Source organism: Kitasatospora sp. NPDC059795 (assembly GCF_042732175.1).
Lineage (GTDB): Bacteria > Actinomycetota > Actinomycetes > Streptomycetales > Streptomycetaceae > Kitasatospora.
Genome location: NZ_JBHWID010000021.1, coordinates 1 through 18137 on the forward strand (window position 1 = coordinate 1; position 18137 = coordinate 18137).

The window sequence follows — 18137 nt, forward strand, 5'->3', positions numbered from 1 at the left end:
GGTTACATTCCGAACCCGGAAGCTAAGCCTCACAGCGCCGATGGTACTGCAGGGGGGACCCTGTGGGAGAGTAGGACGCCGCCGAACAATCTTTCTGGAGAAGCCCCCTGACGGGATGTCAGGGGGCTTTTCTGTTGTAAGGTCAATCCGCACACTTGTCGTTGGTACCACAGGAGGCTCCCCACCGTGGAGGTTCAGGAGACGCGCGTCCAGACCGACCGGGTCCTTACGATTCCCAATCTGCTGAGCATGGCTCGGCTGGTGGGCGTGCCGATCTTTCTGTGGTTGGTGTTGTGGCCGGTCTTCGGGGGGCCGAAGAACGACGGGTGGGCGATTGTCATCCTGATGCTGAGTGGCGTCAGTGACTATCTGGACGGGAAGCTGGCGCGGCGGTGGGGGCAGGTCAGCCGGCTGGGGCAGTTGCTGGATCCGGCGGCGGACCGGCTGTACATCGTGTCGACGCTGGTGGGGCTGACGTGGCGGGAGATCCTGCCGTGGTGGCTGACGGCGTTGCTGGTGGCCCGGGAGGCGTTCGTCGGGGTGGTGCTGCTGCGGCTGAACCGGGCCGGATACGGGCCGTTGAACGTGAGTTTTGTGGGGAAGGCGGCCACGTTCAATCTGATGTACGCGTTTCCGCTGTTGCTGCTGGGGGTCGGTGACGGATGGGTGCACCGGGTTGCGGAAGTGGTGAGTTGGGCGTTCATCTGGTGGGGGACGACGCTGTACTGGTGGGCCGGCGCGATGTATGCCGTTCAGGCTCGGCAGATGCTGCAGGCGGAGCGTACGGCTGCTGTTTGAGATCGGGCTGAGACGTTTCACACGGCCTCCACGGTGAGTCGGATCATTTCTTCCGGGTAGACATGCGTCGGACCGGTTTGATGGACCCGCAGGGGTTCACCACCGCGAAGGAGGACGCACCCGTAATGAAAGCCGTTGTGATGGCGGGCGGGGAGGGCACTCGACTCCGCCCGATGACTTCCAGCATGCCCAAGCCACTGTTGCCGGTCGCCAATCGGCCGATCATGGAGCACGTGCTGCGGTTGCTGAAGCGGCACGGCCTCACTGACACCGTGGTGACTGTGCAGTTCCTGGCGTCGCTGGTGAAGAACTACTTCGGCGACGGTGAGGAACTGGGGATTCACCTCACCTATGCCAACGAGGAAACACCGCTGGGGACGGCCGGCAGCGTCAAGAACGCGGAGGACGCGCTGCGGGACGATTCGTTTTTGGTGATCTCCGGTGACGCGCTGACGGATTTTGATCTTTCCGAGCTGATTGCTTTTCACCGGGAGAAGGGCGCACTGGTCACGGTGTGCCTGACCCGGGTGCCGAACCCGTTGGAATTCGGTATCACGATCACCGATGACGAGGGCAAGGTCGAACGCTTCCTGGAGAAGCCCACCTGGGGGCAGGTGTTCTCGGACACCGTGAACACCGGTATCTACGTGATGGAGCCGGAGGTGTTCGACTACGTGGCCGCGGGGGAGTCGGTCGACTGGTCGAGCGACGTGTTCCCGCAGTTGCTCAAGGAGGGCAAGCCGGTGTTCGGCTATGTCGCCGAGGGCTACTGGGAGGACGTGGGCACCCACGAGAGCTACCTGAAGGCCCAGGCGGACGTGCTGGAGGGGAAGGTCCAGGTCGAGCTGGACGGCTTCGAGATCTCACCCGGGGTGTGGGTGGCCGAGGGCGCCGAGGTGGACCCGGAGGCGGTGCTGCGCGGGCCGCTGTACATCGGCGACTACGCCAAGGTCGAGGCCGGCGTGGAGCTGCGCGAGCACACCGTGCTGGGGTCGAACGTGGTCGTGAAGCGCGGCGCGTTCCTGCACAAGGCGGTGGTGCACGACAACGTGTACGTGGGGCCGCAGTCGAATCTGCGCGGGTGCGTGGTCGGGAAGAACACCGACGTGATGCAGGCCGCGCGGATCGACGAAGGGGCGGTGATCGGCGACGAGTGCCTGATCGGCGAGGAGTCGATCATCGCGGGCAACGTCCGGGTGTACCCGTTCAAGACGATCGAGGCCGGCGCGTTCGTCAACACGTCGGTGATCTGGGAGTCCCGCGGCCAGGAGCACCTGTTCGGGGTGCGCGGTGTGTCGGGCATCCTGAACGTGGAGATCACGCCGGAGCTGGCGGTGCGGCTGGCGGGGGCGTACGCGACGACGTTGAAGAAGGGCGCCACCGTCACCATCGCGCGTGACCACTCGCGTGGTGCGCGGGCGTTGAAGCGGGCGATGATCTCGTCGCTGCAGACCAGTGCGATCGACGTGCGCGACCTGGAGAACGTGCCGATGCCGGTGGCCCGGCAGGCGACGGCGCGGGGGAGTGCGGGCGGGATCTTCCTGCGGACCACGCCGGGGGTGCCGGACTCGCTGGACATCCTGTTCTTCGACGAGCGCGGTGCGGACCTGTCGCAGGCCGGGCAGCGGAAGCTGGACCGGGTGTACGCGCGGCAGGAGTTCCGGCGGGCGTTCCCGGGCGAGATCGGCGACCTGCTGCACCCGGCGAGCGTCTTCGACTCGTACGCGACGAACCTGCTGCGGGCGGTGGACACCACCGGGGTGCGGGAGGCCGGGCTGAAGGTGGTGGTGGACGCCGCGCACGGCAGTGCGGGGCTGGTGCTGCCGAGCATCCTGGGCCGACTCGGGGTGGAGACGCTGACGGTGGCCGGCGGTCTGGACGAGGCGCGGCCGACCGAGGGCGCGGACGAGCGGCGGGCGGCGCTGGCCAGGCTGGGTGAGCTGGTGGCGTCCTCGCGGGCCGCGTTCGGGGTGCGGTTCGACCCGGTCGGCGAGCGGGTGTCCTTCGTGGACGAGCAGGGCCGGGTGATCGAGGACGACCGGGCGCTGCTGGTGCTGCTGGACCTGGTCGCGGCCGAGCGCCGGGCCGGGCAGGTGGCGCTGCCGGTGACGACGACCCGGATCGCCGAGCAGGTGGCGGCGTACCACGGCACCCAGGTGATCTGGACGACGACCTCGCCGGACGACCTGGCGAAGGCCGCGGCGGCGGACGGCACGATCTTCGGTGGCGACGGGCGCGGCGGTTTCGTGGTGCCGGAGTTCTCCGGGGTGCTGGACGGCGCGGCGGCGTTCGTCCGGCTGGTGGGCCTGGTGGCGCGGACGCAGCTGACGTTGAGTCAGATCGACGCGCGGATCCCGCAGGCGCACATCCAGAAGCGGGACATCGCGACGCCGTGGGCCGCGAAGGGCATGGTGATGCGTTCGGTGGTGGAGGCGGCGGGCAACCGCAAGCTGGACACCACGGACGGGGTGCGGGTGGTCGAGGCCGACGGCCGGTGGACGCTGGTGCTGCCGGACCCGGCGGAGGCCGTCACGCACCTGTGGGCGGAGGGCCCGGACGACGAGGCGACGGAGCGGCTGCTCGACGAATGGGCCGCAGTCGTGGACGGCGCCGGGAGGTAGTGCGGAGAAGTTCTGGTGGGGGCGGGCCTGCGGGTCCGTCCCCTCCGGGCGTTTGTCACGATCGTGTGCCGAATAGGCCTTGCGGGCCCGGGGGCTGGTCGTGGGCCGCCGCGCGGTCGTGAAACGATGTGGCGCATGCCAGCAACGTCGACGCCGAATGACCCGGACGGGCGATTCCGCCGTCCGGACGCATCGATGTCCCTGCTGACCACGGTGATGGACCACTCGCTGGACGACGGGTACGCGGAAGCGGCCCGGGCGCGCGGGGCGGAGGGCCGGTCGCGGTTGCCGACGACGGCGAAGGGGCGGCTGGTGCTGGCGCTGGGGCTGGCGTTGGCGACGACGGTGGTGACGGTCGGGGCGGTGAACACGCAGGAGGCGGCGCCCGTCCTGGCGCAGGAGCGGGACGCCCTGGTGAGCCGGGTCAACGACGCGAACAAGGCGGCGGACGCGCTGCAGCGGCAGGTCGAGGAGGACCGCGACAAGGTCGCGGACGCCCAGGCGCAGGCGCTGCAGTCCGGTGACGACGGCGGGCTGGCGCGGCTGGCGGCGCAGACCGGCACGGGGGAGATCGCCGGGCCGGGCGTCAAGCTGGTGATCGAGGACGCGGCGGGTACGGGCACCGGCGGCAATGTGAGCAACCCGCGGAACGCGGACGGCTTCGGCAACAAGGGCCGGGTGCAGGACCACGACCTCCAGTACGCGGTGAACGGCCTGTGGCTGGCGGGCGCGGAGGCGGTGTCGGTGAACGGGCAGCGATTGACCGCGCTGTCGGCGATCCGGGCCGCGGGCGACGCGATCCTGGTGGACAACCGGCCGCTTGTGCCGCCGTACACGCTGCTGGCGATCGGGGACGGGCCGCGGCTGGCGCAGGCGTTCCAGGAGAACGAGGGCGGCCACTACCTGAAGGTCATCCAGGACAGTTACGGGATCCGTTCGACGGTGTCCGCGCAGAAGTCGGTGACGCTGCCGGCCGCGCTGGGCGTGACGCTGCGGGTGGCCGGGCCGGAGTCGCCGGAGCCGTCGCCCGGGCCGTCGCAGTCGCCGTCGCCGCAGTCCTCGTCGCCCGCACCGCAGTCGTCGGCGCCCGCGAAGCCGAAGTCGCCGACGCCGTCGAAGTCCACGCGTTCGAGTGCGAAGTCCACTCCCACCGGAACAGGAGCAGCTACACCGTGATTGCCGTACTTGGTCTCGTGATCGGCGTGGTCGTCGGCATCTTCGTGCAGCCGGAGGTGCCGAACGCGGTGGTGCCGTACCTGCCGATCGCGGTGGTGGCGGCGCTGGACGCGGTGTTCGGCGGTGTCCGGGCGATGCTGGACGGGATCTTCGACGACAAGGTCTTCGTGGTGTCGTTCCTGTCGAACGTGGTGGTGGCCGCGCTGATCGTGTTCCTGGGCGACCAGCTGGGCGTGGGCTCGCAGCTGTCCACCGGCGTGGTGGTGGTGCTGGGCATCCGGATCTTCTCGAACGCGGCGGCGATCCGTCGGCATGTGTTCAGGGCCTAGGGGGCGGTTGTGAGCGAGGAGAAGAAGCCGCAGGAGCAGGGCCAGGAGCAGCCGGCCGAGGCGAAGGAGCCGGAGCAGCCGGAGCAGTCGAAGGAGCCGGAGACGGCGGAGCCCCGGGTCGAGCCCGAGGTCGAGCCCGAGCCCGGGACGGTGGCGGAGAAGGCCGAGGAGCCGGTGGCGGCGCGTCAGGCCGCACCGGTGCCGGTGGCGTTGCCGTCGGACGGCCGGGAGCAGCTGAAGGCGGCGCTGTGGCCGCCGCGGGTGTCGCGCGGTCAGTTGGTGGTGGCGCTGCTGCTGTTCGCGCTGGGGCTGGCGCTGGCGATCCAGGTGCGGTCGACGAACGACCACAGCCAGCTGCGCGGGGCGCGGCAGGAGGACCTGGTGCGGATCCTGGACGAACTGGACGGCCGGCAGCAGCGTCTCCAGTTCGAGAAGACGCAGCTGGAGCAGAACCTGGCGCAGTTGGAGAACTCGTCCAACCAGGCCAAGGAGGCGCAGGAGCAGACCCGGAAGCGGGCGTCCGAGCTGGGGGTGCTGGCGGGGACGGAGAAGGCGACCGGTCCGGGGATCGTGCTGACGATCGATGATCCCCAAGGGCAGGTGAAGGCGGATATGCTGCTGGACACCCTGCAGGAACTCCGAGCGGCGGGGGCGGAGGCGATTCAGATCAACGACGTGCGCGTGGTGGCCGGGACGTATTTCACCGACAACGCTTCGGGCAGCGGTGTGCGGATCGACGGGAAGAGCGTGTCGCAGCCGTTCCGCTTCACCGTGGTGGGCAACCCGCAGGATCTGACTCCGGCGCTGAACATTCCCGGTGGTGTGGTGCGCAGCTTGGAGAAGCAGCAGGCGCGGGCGACCATCGTCCAGCAGCAGAAGGTGGTGGTGGACGTGTTGGCCACCCCGCGGCCGTTGCAGTACGGCAAGCCGGCGGCGAAGTGACGGGGCGCGCTCCGTACGGTTCGTCAGCTGCGGGAAGCCCCCGGTGGTGGGCGCCCGCAGGGAGTCGGCGACACTGGGTCTTGTCGATCGTCAGTTTCCGGCCGGATGCCGGGCTTACCGCCACATCGAGCCCTGAACCCTGCCCCGCGGGCGGTTCTGTCACACGCAAGGGGATTCGCCCGTGAGTTTTTTCTCGAAGCTTTTCGGCCGTAACAAGAAGGCGGCGGCGGAGGCGCCGACCGCCCGGTACCGCCAGGACGACGCCGGGGTGCCGGCGGCGCGTCCGGCGCCGGACGGGCAGCGTCCGATGTACCGGGAGGACGTGACCCAGGGGGCCGGCGTGCCGACCGGGCAGATCGACGCGGGTTACGGCGCGTCGGTTGATTCGTCGGGCGCGCCGCGCATAGGTTTCCCGTCAGGACCCTCAACCTCCGGTGGAGGGTTTGCCCCGGACACCTACGCCGGGCACCCCCAGTCGGGTGTGCCGCGCCAGGAGGCTGTGAACATGGCTGGCACCAGCCCGTGCCCGCGGTGCGGGAACCAGAACCCGGCGCAGGCCCGGTTCTGCTCGAACTGCGGTACTCAGCTGCGTGGCGGCGGTTTCCCGGAGGGCGCGGCGGAGACCACGTCGACCATTTCGATCTCCGGCATCGAGTCGTACGACCCGACCGCGACGTCAACGGGCGCCACTCCGACGCTGTCGGCCGAGGTGATGGCGGCGATCGACGCGCTGCCGCCGGGTTCGGCGCTGCTGATCGTGCAGCGCGGCCCGAACTCGGGGAGCCGGTTCCTGCTCGACTCGGACGTCACCACGGCGGGCCGTCACCCGCAGGGGGACATCTTCCTGGACGACGTGACGGTGTCGCGTCGGCACGTGGAGTTCCGCCGGCAGCCCGACGGTGGCTTCTCGGTCGCGGACGTGGGCAGCCTGAACGGCACCTACGTCAACCGGGAGCGGATCGACGAGGTGCTGCTGAGCAACGGCGACGAGGTGCAGATCGGTAAGTACCGGCTGGTGTTCTTCGCCAGTCACCACCGGGGGTACTGACCACTTCTCCGTTTGGAGCCCGAGTGACCCCACAGACTCCGACCCCGTCCCTCGGGTCCTCGCCCGTGCCGGCTTCGCGCCGCGCGGGCGAGGCGCGCCGACGGGGTGACGAACTGCTGTCCATCGGCGCGGTGCTGGCCTTCCTGCGGGACGACTTCCCGGAGGTGACGATCTCGAAGATCCGCTTCCTGGAGGCGGAGGGCCTGGTCGAGCCGCAGCGCACCCCGTCCGGCTACCGGAAGTTCTCGGCGGCGGACGTGGAGCGGCTGGCGTACGTGCTGCGGATGCAGCGCGACCACTATCTGCCGTTGCGGGTGATCCGCGAGCACTTGGACGCGATCGAGCGCGGCGAGCAGCCGCCGGCGCTGCCGGGGCCGGACGCGCGTCCGGGGCCGGTGGAGGAGGCGGACCGGGAACTGGCCGGGTCGTCGTCGGTGGGCGGGGTGCGGCTGGGCCGGGCCGAGCTGATCGCGGCGGCGGAGGCGCAGGAGCGGGAACTCGTCGAGTGGGAGGCGTACGGACTGGTGCAGCCCGGGCCGGACGGCGGGTACGACGGCGAGGCGCTGCAGATCGCGCGGCTGGTGGCGGAGCTGGGCCGGTTCGGTCTGGAGCCGCGGCACCTGCGGGCGATGAAGGCGGCCGCGGACCGCGAGGTCTCGCTGGTGGAGCAGGTGGTGGCGCCGTTGCGGCGGCACCGCAACCCGCAGACCCGGGCGCACGCGGAGGCGACGGCGCGGGAGCTGGCGACGCTGTCGGTGCGGTTGCACGCGGCGATGGTCCAGGCGGGGCTGCGGGCGCGGACATGAGCGGCCGACGGGCGGGCGGCGTCCGGATCGCGGCGGCCGGTGCCTGCTGCGCTTTCCTATCGGGGGCGCGCGCCATAGGGTTGCTGGTGTGAATGAGCTCGATGTTGTGGGTGTCCGGGTGGAGATGCCCTCCAACCAGCCGATCGTGCTGCTGCGGGAGGTCGGCGGGGACCGCTACCTGCCGATCTGGATCGGGCCGGGGGAAGCCACCGCGATCGCTTTCGCCCAGCAGGGCATGACTCCGGTGCGGCCGCTGACGCACGACCTGTTCAAGGACGTGCTGGAGGCGACCGGCCAGCAGCTGACCGAGGTGCGGATCAACGACCTTCGGGACGGGGTGTTCTACGCGAACCTGGTGTTCTCCGGCGGTGTGGAGGTCAGCGCGCGTCCGTCCGACGCGATAGCGCTGGCGCTGCGCACCGGTACGCCGATCTTCGGGAGCGAGGAGGTGCTGGCGGAGGCCGGCATCTCGATCCCGGACGAGCAGGAGGACGAGGTCGAGAAGTTCCGGGAGTTCCTGGACCAGGTCTCGCCGGAGGACTTCGGCGGCGGCCCGCAGTAGCCGCCGGTTCGGCCCGCAGCGGCCGACCGTTCCCGCGGCGGGGCGACCACCGGTGACCGGTGCTGGACGCTCTGCTAGCGGGGCAGGCCACGGCCCGCAACTCGGCTGTGGTAGAAATCCATTCCGCTACCCGCACATGGGGCACGAATAACCACTCGATGGGGTGAAGTTTGTGCGAGGCCCCGGCGTGGCGATCGTTGACGGTGCTCGGGCCACTGCCTACCGTCAGGTGATGGCCCGCCGGACGGGCCGCCCGCAGCCTGGGCCCTTCGGGTCCGTGCGGTGCCACAGGGGCCTTGAGGCGGAATGGACGGAGGTTGGCGATGAGCGGCACCGGCGACGAGACGCGTTCCGGAGCCCTGTGCGCGGTGCACGTGCCGCGCGCCGGCCGCGGTCCGATCGGGCGGCCCTGGCGGCCCGAACCGGACGGTGACGACCTGCCCCGACTCGGCCGTTTCCCGGCCGTCCAGCCCGGGCAGCCCGCGATCGAACGGCTCACCCCCACCTCCGCCCTGGTCGGCTACCGCGGCCCCACGGCCTGCGCGGCCGCCGGCATCACCTACCGGCAGCTCGACTACTGGGCGCGCACCGGCCTGCTGGAGCCCTCGGTGCGCACCGGCCACCCGGCCGGCGCACAGCGGCTGTACAGCTTCCGGGACATCCTGCTGCTGAAGATCGTCAAGCGGCTGCTGGACGCCGGGGTCTCGCTCCAGAACATCCGGGTGGCCGTCACCCACCTGCAGTCCGCGGACCAGGCCGGGCTGGCGGGCCTGACCCTGATGTGCGACGGCGCGACGGTGTACGAGTGCACCTCCCCGCAGCAGGTCGTCGATCTGCTGAACGGCGGCCAGGGCGTGTTCGGCATCGCGGTCGGCGCGGTCCGGCAGGAGCTGGAGGCCACCCTCGGCCGACTGCACGGCGAGCGCACCGACACCGGCGAGACGCTGCTCGGGCACGACCCGGCCGACGAGCTGGCGCAGCGCCGCAACCGCGCGGTCTGACCGGCCGGCCACGGCCTCGGGAACCGGTCGGGTGGGCGGTTCGTCCACTCCCGTGTGCAGACGATCATGCAGGGGCTCGGGCGGCGCGGACGGTGGCTGCTGACGTGGCGGCCGTCCGGTTGGGGCAGCAGGCGCGGGCAGCGGCGCCGGTTCCAGGCGCTGGTGGTGTGCGCGGTGCTGGGCGTCACGCCGAACGCCTGGCTCTTCGTGACGCAGAACCACAAGATCGGCACCGTGCAGAGCGTGCCGGCCGCACCGGTCGCGGTGGTGTTCGGCGCCGGCCTGATGGAGGGCAGGCCCTCCCCGTACCTGGCGCACCGGCTGGACGCCGCCCTGGAGCTGTACCGGGCGGACAAGGTGCAGGCGATCCTGGTGACCGGCGACAACGGCACCCGCGAGTACGACGAGACCGACGCGATGCGCGCCTACCTGATCGAACGCGGCGTGCCCGAGGTACGGGTGGTCGGCGACTACGCGGGCTTCGACACCTGGGACTCCTGCACCCGCGCGCACCGCATATTCGGGGTGAACAAGGCGGTGCTGATCAGTCAGACCTTCCATGTGCGGCGGGCGTTGGCGCTGTGCCGGGCCGCCGGGATCGACTCGTCCGGCGTCGGCGTGGAGGAGTGGCACGACACCACCTGGCGCTACGGCGAGGTGCGGGAGATCGGCAGCGCGGCGAAGGCGTTCCTGAACGTGGTGGTGCGGCCCGATCCGGCGCTGCTGGGGCGGCACGAGGACGGGGTGGCGCGGGCGTTGGCGGACGCGGCGCGAGGGTAGAGCTCCGGCGGGGAGGGGACGGTCGGGGGGCTGTCGGGCTGCGTGGGGCCGGGCGCGGGCCGGGTGGGGGCCGGGTGGGGGCTCGGTTCGGTGGTTCGGTTCGGTGGTTCGGGCGGGGGATTGCCCGGGGATTGTCGGTGGGGCGCGGGATGATCGGGCGGTGCGGTCCGTGCCGAGCATCATCCACCTCGACATGGACGCCTTCTTCGCGGCGGTGGAGCAGGCGTCCAAGCCGAGCCTGCGCGGAAAGCCGGTGGTCGTGGGCGGTCTTGGCGGGCGGGGCGTGGTGGCCACTGCCTCGTACGAGGCGCGGAAGTTCGGCGTGCACTCGGCGATGCCGACGGCGCAGGCGCGGCGGCTGTGCCCGAACGCGGCGTTCCTGACCGGCCGGTTCGAGGCGTACCGGGCCAACAGCGAGATCGTCATGGGCCTGCTGCGGGAGCGCTCCCCGCTGGTCGAACCGCTCAGCCTGGACGAGGCGTTCGTCGACCTGGAGGCCGGGCCGTACGGGCCGGCGCTGGCCGCCGCGACGCCCGCCGAGGGCGCGCAGCTGGTGCTGGCGCTGGCGGAGGACCTGCGGGCGGACATCGTGGAGCGGACCGGGCTGACGGCCTCGGTCGGGGCCGCCGCGTCCAAGCTGATGGCGAAGATCGCCTCCGAGCAGGCCAAACCGGACGGGCTGGTGCTGATCGAACCCGGCTCGGAGCAGTCGGTGCTCGCGCCGATGCCGGTGCGGGCGCTGCCGGGCATCGGGCCGGCCACCGAGCAGGCGCTGCGGCGGGCCGGGCTGACGAGCGTCGCGGATCTGGCGGAGGCCGGGTTCGAGGATCTGGTCGGGCTGCTGGGGAAGGCGCACGGGGCGGGCGTCTTCCAGATGGCGCTGGGGTGGGACGAGCGGCCGGTGGTGCCGGACCGGGACGCGAAGTCGGTCTCGGTGGAGGACACGTTCGAGGTCGACCTGGCCGATCGGGACCGCATTCTGCGCGAGATCGACCAGTTGTCCGCGCGGTGCGTGCGACGGCTGCGGGCGGCCGGGCGGTCCGGGCGGACGGTGGTGCTGAAGGTGCGGCGGTTCGACTTCTCGACGCTGACCCGGTCGGAGACGCTGCGCGGGCCGACGGACGATCCCGAGGTGATCGGCGCGACGGCGCGGCGCCTGGCGATGCAGGTGGACATCACGGGAGGTGTGCGGCTGCTGGGGGTGGGCGTGACGCAGCTCGCGGACTACACGCAGGAGGATCTGTTCGCGCAGTTGGAGCGGGAGGAGAGGGGAGAGAGGGAGAAGGAAGGGGAGGGGGAGGGGGATGGGGCGGAGGTCGGTGAGGTGGAGGAGGTGCCGGCCGAGCCCGTGGTCCGGCGGTGGTGGCCGGGGCAGGACGTGACGCACCGGGAGTACGGGCCGGGGTGGGTGCAGGGGAGCGGGGTCGGGCGGGTGACGGTGCGGTTCGAGACGCCGTACTCGGAGCGGCCGGGGCGGGTGCGGACGTTTTCGGTGGATGACGAGGGGTTGGAGGCTTCGGGGGCGCTTCCGCTCAGGCCTCCGGCGGTTGAGGGGTAGGGCGGGGGCGGGCGGGGCGGGGTTTTGGGGTGGGGCAGCAGCTCGGGGCGCCTTGGGGTGTGGGGCACCAGGTAGGGGAGGCGAGTTGGGGGAGGGGGGTGGCTGGGCGCGCAGTTCCTCGCGCCCCTGGTTTCGCACCCTCTCGCGCCTTCGGGGCGTGGGGGCGGGTTGGGGAGGCGAGTTGGGGGAGGGGGGTGGCTGGGCGCGCAGTTCCTCGCGCCCCTGGATTCGCGTCCGGTGGTGCAAGACGGACACCCCCCGCCGATGCCCTGGGCGGGGGGTGTCCGTGTGACTCGCGTGTGTCCAGTACGCGAGGGGGACGCCGTCAGGCGTCGGTCTTGGCGAGGGCCGGGGTGGGCTGCTCGGTGGGGGTGGAGGCGGGCTTGGTGGCGCGGATGGCGAAGGGGACGATCGCGGCGACCAGGCACATGGCTCCGGCGATCCAGAACGCGTTCTGGTAGGCGTTCAGGGTGGGGAGGTGGACCGGGATGGGGAGCTTGAGGGTGTCGCCGGTGAGGATCGCGGCCATCACGGCGGTGCCGATGGCGCCGCCGACGGTGCGCAGGACGGCGTTCATGCCGTTGGCGATGCCGGACTGCTCGGCGGGGACGGCGCCGTTGATGTAGGCGGGCATGGCGGCGTAGGCCAGGCCGACGCCGAGGCCGAAGACGGCGGAGGAGAAGTAGATGTCGAACTCGGCGTCGTGGCGCAGCGCCAGGTAGGCCATGGCGACGGCGCCGAGCAGGCCGCCGAGGACCAGCGGGAGGCGGGGGCCGCGGCGGGCGATGAGCAGGGCGCCGACGGGGGCGGCGACCATGGAGCCGATCGCGGAGGGCAGCAGCATGATGCCGGCGTGCAGGACGGTGGCGGTGAAGCCGTAGTGGGTGAGCTTCTCCGGGGTCTGCGCGAAGTTGCTGATCACCATGAACGAGCCGTACATGCCGAAGCCGATGAGCAGGCCGGAGATGTTGGTGAAGGCGACGGCGGGGCGGGCCATCATCTTCAGGTCGACCAGCGGGTGGGCGACCTTGGCCTCGACCAGCAGCCACAGCAGGGCGACGACGGCGGCGACGGCGAACAGGCCGAGGGTGCGAGTGGAGCCCCAGCCCCATTCGTTGCCGCGGCTGACGGCGATCAGCAGGGCGGACAGCCAGCCGGCCAGGGTGAGCGCGCCGAGCGGGTCGGCGCCGCCGTTCTTGTCGACGACCGGGTCGCTGGGCACCCGCAGGATCACCAGCGCGACGGCGGCCAGACCGAAGACCAGGCCCATCCAGAAGATCGACTTGTAGTCCCAGTGCTCCAGCAGCAGGCCGGTGGCGACCAGACCGAGGCCGGAGCCGACGCCCATCGAGGCGGAGATGGCGGCGACGCCGGCGGTGACCTTCTGCTTCGGCAGTTCGTCACGGACGATGGCGATCGCCAGCGGCAGCACGCCGCCGCCCGCGCCCTGGAGCACCCGGGCGACGACCAGCAGGCCGAAGGAGTGGGTGCAGACCGCGAGGCCGGAGCCGAGCACCAGGCCGGCCAGCGAGATCAGCAGTACGGGCTTGCGGCCGCGCAGGTCGCCGAAGCGGCCCAGCAGCGGGGTGAGGACCGCTGCGGAGAGCAGGTTGGCCGTCATCAGCCAGGTGATGTCGGAGCCCGACACCTTCAGCTCGGCGGCCAGGCTCGGAAGGATCGGGACGACTGCGGTCTGGACCACGCTGTAGGCCAGCATGGCGAGGATCAGCGCGGGCAGGACCTTGGCGCTGGTGGGTTTGGCGGCCGCGGCGGTGGGCTGTGGTGCCTCACTCACGGGAATCCTCCGGGTTGCTTCATACGGCGATAGTGCAGGGACTGAAGTAACGATCCAGGGAGATGCTTCAATCTGTCAAATATCTAATGGTTAAACTTTGGCAAAGTCGAAGCCCCGGCCCGCCGAGGCGGACCGGGGCCGGGAGTTGGCGATCCGTCAGACCGGAGAGGTCGCCGGAGACTGCGGCTGCGCGTTCCACGGCTGGTGCTGCCGGGCGGAGGCGTCGCCGTCCGCGGCGGTGGTCGGGCCGTGCACCTCGACCTGCTCGCGGCGCAGCTCCTCGCGGACCACCTCCTCCTCGGTGTACCGCTCCACCACCAGCCGCACCCGTTCCACCGGCGCCAGGTACTTGCGGATCACCGGGCGCTCCTCGCGCAGGGTGACCTCCTCGACGGCCTCGGCGATCTCCTGGTCGCTCAGTGCCGCGCGCTCCGCCTCCGACACCGGGATGCGCTCCACCCGCACCCGCTCGCGCACCAGCGGCACCCGGCGCTCCACCGCCTCGGTGGTCACGTACTTGCGCAGCCGGGTGGTGCCGACGGTGTGCCACTCGGTGGTGATGTCCAGGCGCTCCTCGCGGCAGGTGATCTCCACCGGCGCGTTCTGCTTGCGGGGGTGGTCGGTCCGGGCGGCCGGCTCGGCGGGGCGGGCCGGCTGCTCCGGCGCGGCCTTCGGCTTCGGCGGGGCGTAGCCCGGCGGCGCCGGGGCCGGGCCCTGGACCGGGCCGGGCGAGGCGGAGGCGAGGTCGCCGAAGTCGCGGTCGGCGAAGTCGCGGTCGGCGACCTTCTCCGAGTACTCCTTCGGGCCGGCCGGGGGCGCCGCGGCGAACCGGGCGGGCTGCCGGCCGCCCGCCGTGTCCAGGCCGTAGTAGCGGTACAGCTCCAACTCCTGCTCCGGCGAGAGGTGCTGGCCCACCCCGAAGTCCGGGGACTCTTTGATCAGCGACTTGTCGTACGGGACGTGCAGCTCGTCGCCGGAGAACTCGCTGGTGGTCAGCGGGACGAAGGCGTCCCGGCCGAAGATCCCGGTGCGGACGGCCGCCCACTCCGGCTCCCCGGTCGCGTCGTCCAGGTACACCTCGTCGACCGTGCCGATCTTGTCACCGTTCCGGTCGACCGCCTTGTGTCCGATCAGGTCGCGCGGATCGATATCGGTCTGCACGCTGTCCTCCGGTTGCTGCTCCTGGGAGACCCGTCGGGGGAGCGGTCGGAGGAGCGTGCCGGACCGCTATTCCACACCAAAAGGTACGTAACGGACGGTGTCGCTCCGAGCGCCGCCGTACGGGGCGGTTCGCAGGGCCGTACCGGTGATCGTCCAGGTCGGCGCTGGTACCCTGGGCGGCGACCGCCGAGCCCGCTCGGGAGAGTCCCGGCCCCCTGATTCGAGAGGGTTGCGGGACGCCGAAGGAGCAACCCCTCCCCGGAATCTCTCAGGCATCCGTACCGAGTGGGACCAGGTCACTCTGGAAAGCAGGGCAGGACCGTCGGCACCGAAGCCATCGGACGCTGCTCTCGCCGACGGTGCAAGCCGACCGGGCCACCACCCGGGCGCGCGAAGCTCTCAGGTACCGATGACAGAGGGGGAGGCTGACGGGTTCGTGCGCCCCGACGCTCCCACAGCGGCCGGCCGGCGTGCGTACCACCGCCGGTCCGCGACCAGGAGGCCCGACCCCCATGAACGCCCAGCCGACGCTCACCGAGCTTGAGCAGGCCAGCCCCTTCGAGCACCGCCACATCGGCCCCGACAGCGACGCCCAGCAGAAGATGCTGGCCCAGGTCGGCTACACCTCGCTGGACGAACTGTCCGACGCGGCCGTGCCGGACGCCATCCGCAGCCTCACCGCGCTCGGCCTGCCCGCCGGCCGCAGCGAGGCCCAGGTCCTCGCCGAGCTCCGCGAGCTCGCCGGCCGCAACCAGGTCCTCACCTCGATGATCGGCCTCGGCTACTACGGCACCTTCACCCCGCCGGTCATCCTGCGCAACGTCCTCGAGAACCCCGCCTGGTACACCGCCTACACCCCGTACCAGCCGGAGATCTCCCAGGGCCGCCTGGAGGCCCTGCTCAACTTCCAGACCGCGGTCTCCGACCTGACCGGCATGGCCACCTCCGGCTCCTCGCTGCTCGACGAGGGCACCGCCGCCGCCGAGGCGATGGCCCTGGCCCGGCGCGTCACCAAGGTCAAGGGCGGCGTCTTCCTGGTCGACGCCGACACCCTGCCGCAGACCCTCGCCGTGATCGAGACCCGCGCCGAACCGACCGGCGTCGAGGTCGTCACCGCCGACCTGTCCGACGGCATCCCGGCCGAGATCGCCGAACGCGGCGTCTTCGGCGTGCTGCTCCAGTACCCCGGCGCGTCCGGCGCCGTGCGCGAGATCAAGCCCGTCATCGAGCAGGCCCACCAGCTCGGCGCGGTCGTCGCCGTCGCCGCCGACCTGCTCGCCCTCACCCTGCTGCGCTCGCCCGGCGAGCTCGGCGCCGACATCGCCTGCGGCACCTCGCAGCGCTTCGGCGTCCCGATGGGCTTCGGCGGCCCGCACGCCGGCTACCTCGCCGTGCGCGCCGAGTACGCCCGCAACCTGCCCGGCCGCCTGGTCGGCGTCTCCGTCGACGCCGACGGCAACCGCGCCTACCGCCTCGCCCTGCAGACCCGCGAGCAGCACATCCGCCGCGAGAAGGCCACCTCCAACATCTGCACCGCGCAGGTGCTGCTCGCCGTGATGGCCTCCATGTACGCCGTCTACCACGGCCCCGACGGCCTCGCCGACATCGCCCGCCGCACCCACCGCTACGCCGCCGCACTCGCCTCCGGCCTGCGCGCGGGCGGCGTCGAGCTCGCCCACGAGGCGTTCTTCGACACCGTCACCGCGATCGTGCCCGGCAAGGCCGACGAGGTCGTCGCCGCGGCGCTGGCCGGTGGCGTGAACGTGTACAAGGTCGACGGCGACCGCGTGTCGGTCTCGTGCGACGAGACGACGACGCGTGAGCACCTGGCGGCCGTGTTCGCCGCGTTCGGGGTCTCCGGGGAGATCGCCGAGGACGCGGACGCGCTGCCGGCCGCGCTGCTGCGCGAGGACGAGTACCTGACGCACCCGGTGTTCCACAGCCACCGCTCCGAGACGGCGATGCTGCGCTACCTGCGCCGCCTGTCGGACCGTGACTACGCGCTCGACCGCGGCATGATCCCGCTGGGCTCCTGCACCATGAAGCTCAACGCGACCACCGAGATGGAGCCGATCACCTGGCCCGAGTTCGGTCAGCTGCACCCGTTCGCGCCGGTCGACCAGGCGGCGGGCTTCCTGACGCTGATCCGCGGGCTGGAGCAGCAGCTGGTGGAGGTCACCGGGTACGACGCCGTGTCGATCCAGCCGAACGCGGGCTCGCAGGGCGAGCTGGCCGGTCTGCTGGCCGTCCGGGCCTACCACCGGGCGAACGGCGACACCCAGCGCGACGTCTGCCTGATCCCGTCCTCGGCGCACGGCACCAACGCGGCCTCGGCGGCGATGGCCGGCATGCGGGTCGTCGTGGTCAAGACGCTGGCCGACGGCGACGTCGACGTCGAGGACCTGAAGGCCAAGATCGAGCAGCACCGTGAGCAGCTCGCCGTGCTGATGGTCACCTACCCGTCCACCCACGGCGTGTTCGAGACCCAGATCACCGAGATCTGCGCGCTCGTCCACGAGGCCGGCGGCCAGGTGTACGTCGACGGCGCCAACCTGAACGCGCTGGTCGGCCTCGCCAAGCCCGGCAAGTTCGGCGCGGACGTCTCGCACCTGAACCTGCACAAGACCTTCTGCATCCCGCACGGCGGCGGCGGCCCCGGCGTCGGCCCGGTCGCGGTGCGCGAGCACCTCGCGCCGTACCTGCCCAACCACCCGCTTCAGGCCGAGGCCGGCCCCGCGACCGGTGTCGGCCCGATCTCGGCCGCGCCGTGGGGCTCCGCGGCGATCCTGCCGATCTCCTGGTCGTACGTGCGACTGATGGGCGGCGAGGGCCTCAAGCGCGCCACCCAGGTGGCCGTGCTGAACGCCAACTACATCGCCAAGCGGCTCGCCCCGCACTTCCCGGTGCTGTACACCGGCCCCGGCGGGCTGGTCGCGCACGAGTGCATCATCGACCTGCGGCCGCTCAGCAAGGAGACGGGCGTCAGCGTCGACGACATCGCGAAGCGCCTGATCGACTACGGCTTCCACGCGCCGACGATGTCGTTCCCGGTGGCCGGCACGCTGATGATCGAGCCGACGGAGTCCGAGGACCTGTACGAGATCGACCGGTTCTGCGAGGCGATGATCGCTATCCGCGGGGAGATCGAGAAGGTCGGCTCGGGCGAGTGGGCGGCGGACGACAACCCGCTGGGCAACGCGCCGCACACCGCGGCGATGCTGGCGGGGGAGTGGACGCACTCCTACACCCGCGAGGAGGCGGTCTTCCCGGCGGGTGTGAACCCGGCGGACAAGTACTGGCCGGCGGTGCGACGCATCGACGGCGCGTACGGCGACCGGAACCTGGTGTGCTCGTGCCCGCCGCTCAGTGAGTACGACGCCTGAGTGGTGACCGCATAGAGCCGGAGCCGCCCGTCGAGGGATCTTTCCTCGGCGGGCGGCTCCGGCGTTGGGGTCAGAAGGCGCCTGCGGCGGGACAGGGACGCATAGCGAAAGCCGCCCGTCGGGGGAGTTCCCTCGGCGGGCGGCTCTGGCGTTGGGTCTTCCGCTGCGCGCAGCGCC

General features: G+C 71.5%; 14 protein-coding genes, 1 rRNA gene and 1 riboswitch. Of the genes, 13 read left to right on the forward strand and 2 right to left on the reverse strand.

Annotated features, from left to right (window positions below; genetic code table 11):
• From rrf to ACFV4P_RS31420, 12 genes are all read left to right on the forward strand, one after another.
• Positions 1 to 87 (forward strand): 5S ribosomal RNA (gene rrf / locus ACFV4P_RS31365); the annotation flags it as partial.
• 99 nt (positions 88 to 186) lie between these two features.
• A complete protein-coding gene (locus ACFV4P_RS31370) occupies positions 187 to 798 on the forward strand; it encodes a CDP-alcohol phosphatidyltransferase family protein (RefSeq protein ID WP_073817300.1) in 612 nt (203 codons plus the stop codon).
• 125 nt (positions 799 to 923) lie between these two features.
• Complete coding sequence (locus ACFV4P_RS31375; RefSeq protein ID WP_073817296.1) at positions 924 to 3419, forward strand: mannose-1-phosphate guanyltransferase; 2496 nt, start codon at positions 924 to 926, stop codon at positions 3417 to 3419.
• A 195-nt stretch (positions 3420 to 3614) separates the two neighbouring features.
• On the forward strand, positions 3615 to 4595 hold the full coding sequence (locus tag ACFV4P_RS31380; protein WP_380476873.1) for a DUF881 domain-containing protein: 981 nt from the start codon (positions 3615 to 3617) through the stop codon (positions 4593 to 4595).
• Positions 4592 to 4924: a small basic family protein gene (locus ACFV4P_RS31385; RefSeq protein ID WP_035860433.1), complete on the forward strand. Its 333-nt coding sequence runs from the start codon at positions 4592 to 4594 to the stop codon at positions 4922 to 4924. Before ACFV4P_RS31380 ends, ACFV4P_RS31385 begins: the two co-directional genes overlap by 4 nt.
• A gap of 9 nt (positions 4925 to 4933) precedes the next feature.
• Positions 4934 to 5866, forward strand: coding sequence for a DUF881 domain-containing protein (locus ACFV4P_RS31390; protein ID WP_380476874.1), 933 nt, complete (start codon positions 4934 to 4936; stop codon positions 5864 to 5866).
• A 505-nt stretch (positions 5867 to 6371) separates the two neighbouring features.
• Entirely contained in the window at positions 6372 to 6914 is a 543-nt protein-coding gene (locus ACFV4P_RS31395; protein WP_043908899.1) for an FHA domain-containing protein, read from the forward strand.
• 65 nt (positions 6915 to 6979) lie between these two features.
• Positions 6980 to 7720, forward strand: coding sequence for a MerR family transcriptional regulator (locus tag ACFV4P_RS31400; protein WP_380476941.1), 741 nt, complete (start codon positions 6980 to 6982; stop codon positions 7718 to 7720).
• 88 nt (positions 7721 to 7808) lie between these two features.
• On the forward strand, positions 7809 to 8282 hold the full coding sequence (locus ACFV4P_RS31405; RefSeq protein WP_073817280.1) for a bifunctional nuclease family protein: 474 nt from the start codon (positions 7809 to 7811) through the stop codon (positions 8280 to 8282).
• 323 nt (positions 8283 to 8605) lie between these two features.
• Positions 8606 to 9283, forward strand: a complete 678-nt coding sequence (locus tag ACFV4P_RS31410) for a MerR family transcriptional regulator (RefSeq protein ID WP_380476875.1) — start codon at positions 8606 to 8608, stop codon at positions 9281 to 9283.
• 66 nt (positions 9284 to 9349) lie between these two features.
• Positions 9350 to 10063, forward strand: coding sequence for a vancomycin high temperature exclusion protein (locus ACFV4P_RS31415; protein ID WP_380476876.1), 714 nt, complete (start codon positions 9350 to 9352; stop codon positions 10061 to 10063).
• Positions 10064 to 10223: 160 nt separating this feature from the next.
• A complete protein-coding gene (locus ACFV4P_RS31420; protein ID WP_380476877.1) occupies positions 10224 to 11621 on the forward strand; it encodes a DNA polymerase IV in 1398 nt (465 codons plus the stop codon).
• 325 nt (positions 11622 to 11946) lie between these two features.
• On the opposite strand, the gene ACFV4P_RS31425 is transcribed toward ACFV4P_RS31420, so the two are convergent.
• A complete protein-coding gene (locus ACFV4P_RS31425) occupies positions 11947 to 13416 on the reverse strand; it encodes an MFS transporter (protein ID WP_380476878.1) in 1470 nt (489 codons plus the stop codon).
• Between the two features lie 156 nt (positions 13417 to 13572).
• A complete protein-coding gene (locus tag ACFV4P_RS31430; RefSeq protein WP_380476879.1) occupies positions 13573 to 14577 on the reverse strand; it encodes a PRC and DUF2382 domain-containing protein in 1005 nt (334 codons plus the stop codon).
• Between the two features lie 187 nt (positions 14578 to 14764).
• Positions 14765 to 14871, forward strand: a riboswitch (glycine riboswitch).
• A 218-nt stretch (positions 14872 to 15089) separates the two neighbouring features.
• Here ACFV4P_RS31430 and gcvP point away from each other — a divergent pair.
• Positions 15090 to 17960, forward strand: a complete 2871-nt coding sequence (gene gcvP / locus ACFV4P_RS31435) for an aminomethyl-transferring glycine dehydrogenase (protein ID WP_380476880.1) — start codon at positions 15090 to 15092, stop codon at positions 17958 to 17960.
• Positions 17961 to 18137: the final 177 nt, after the last annotated feature.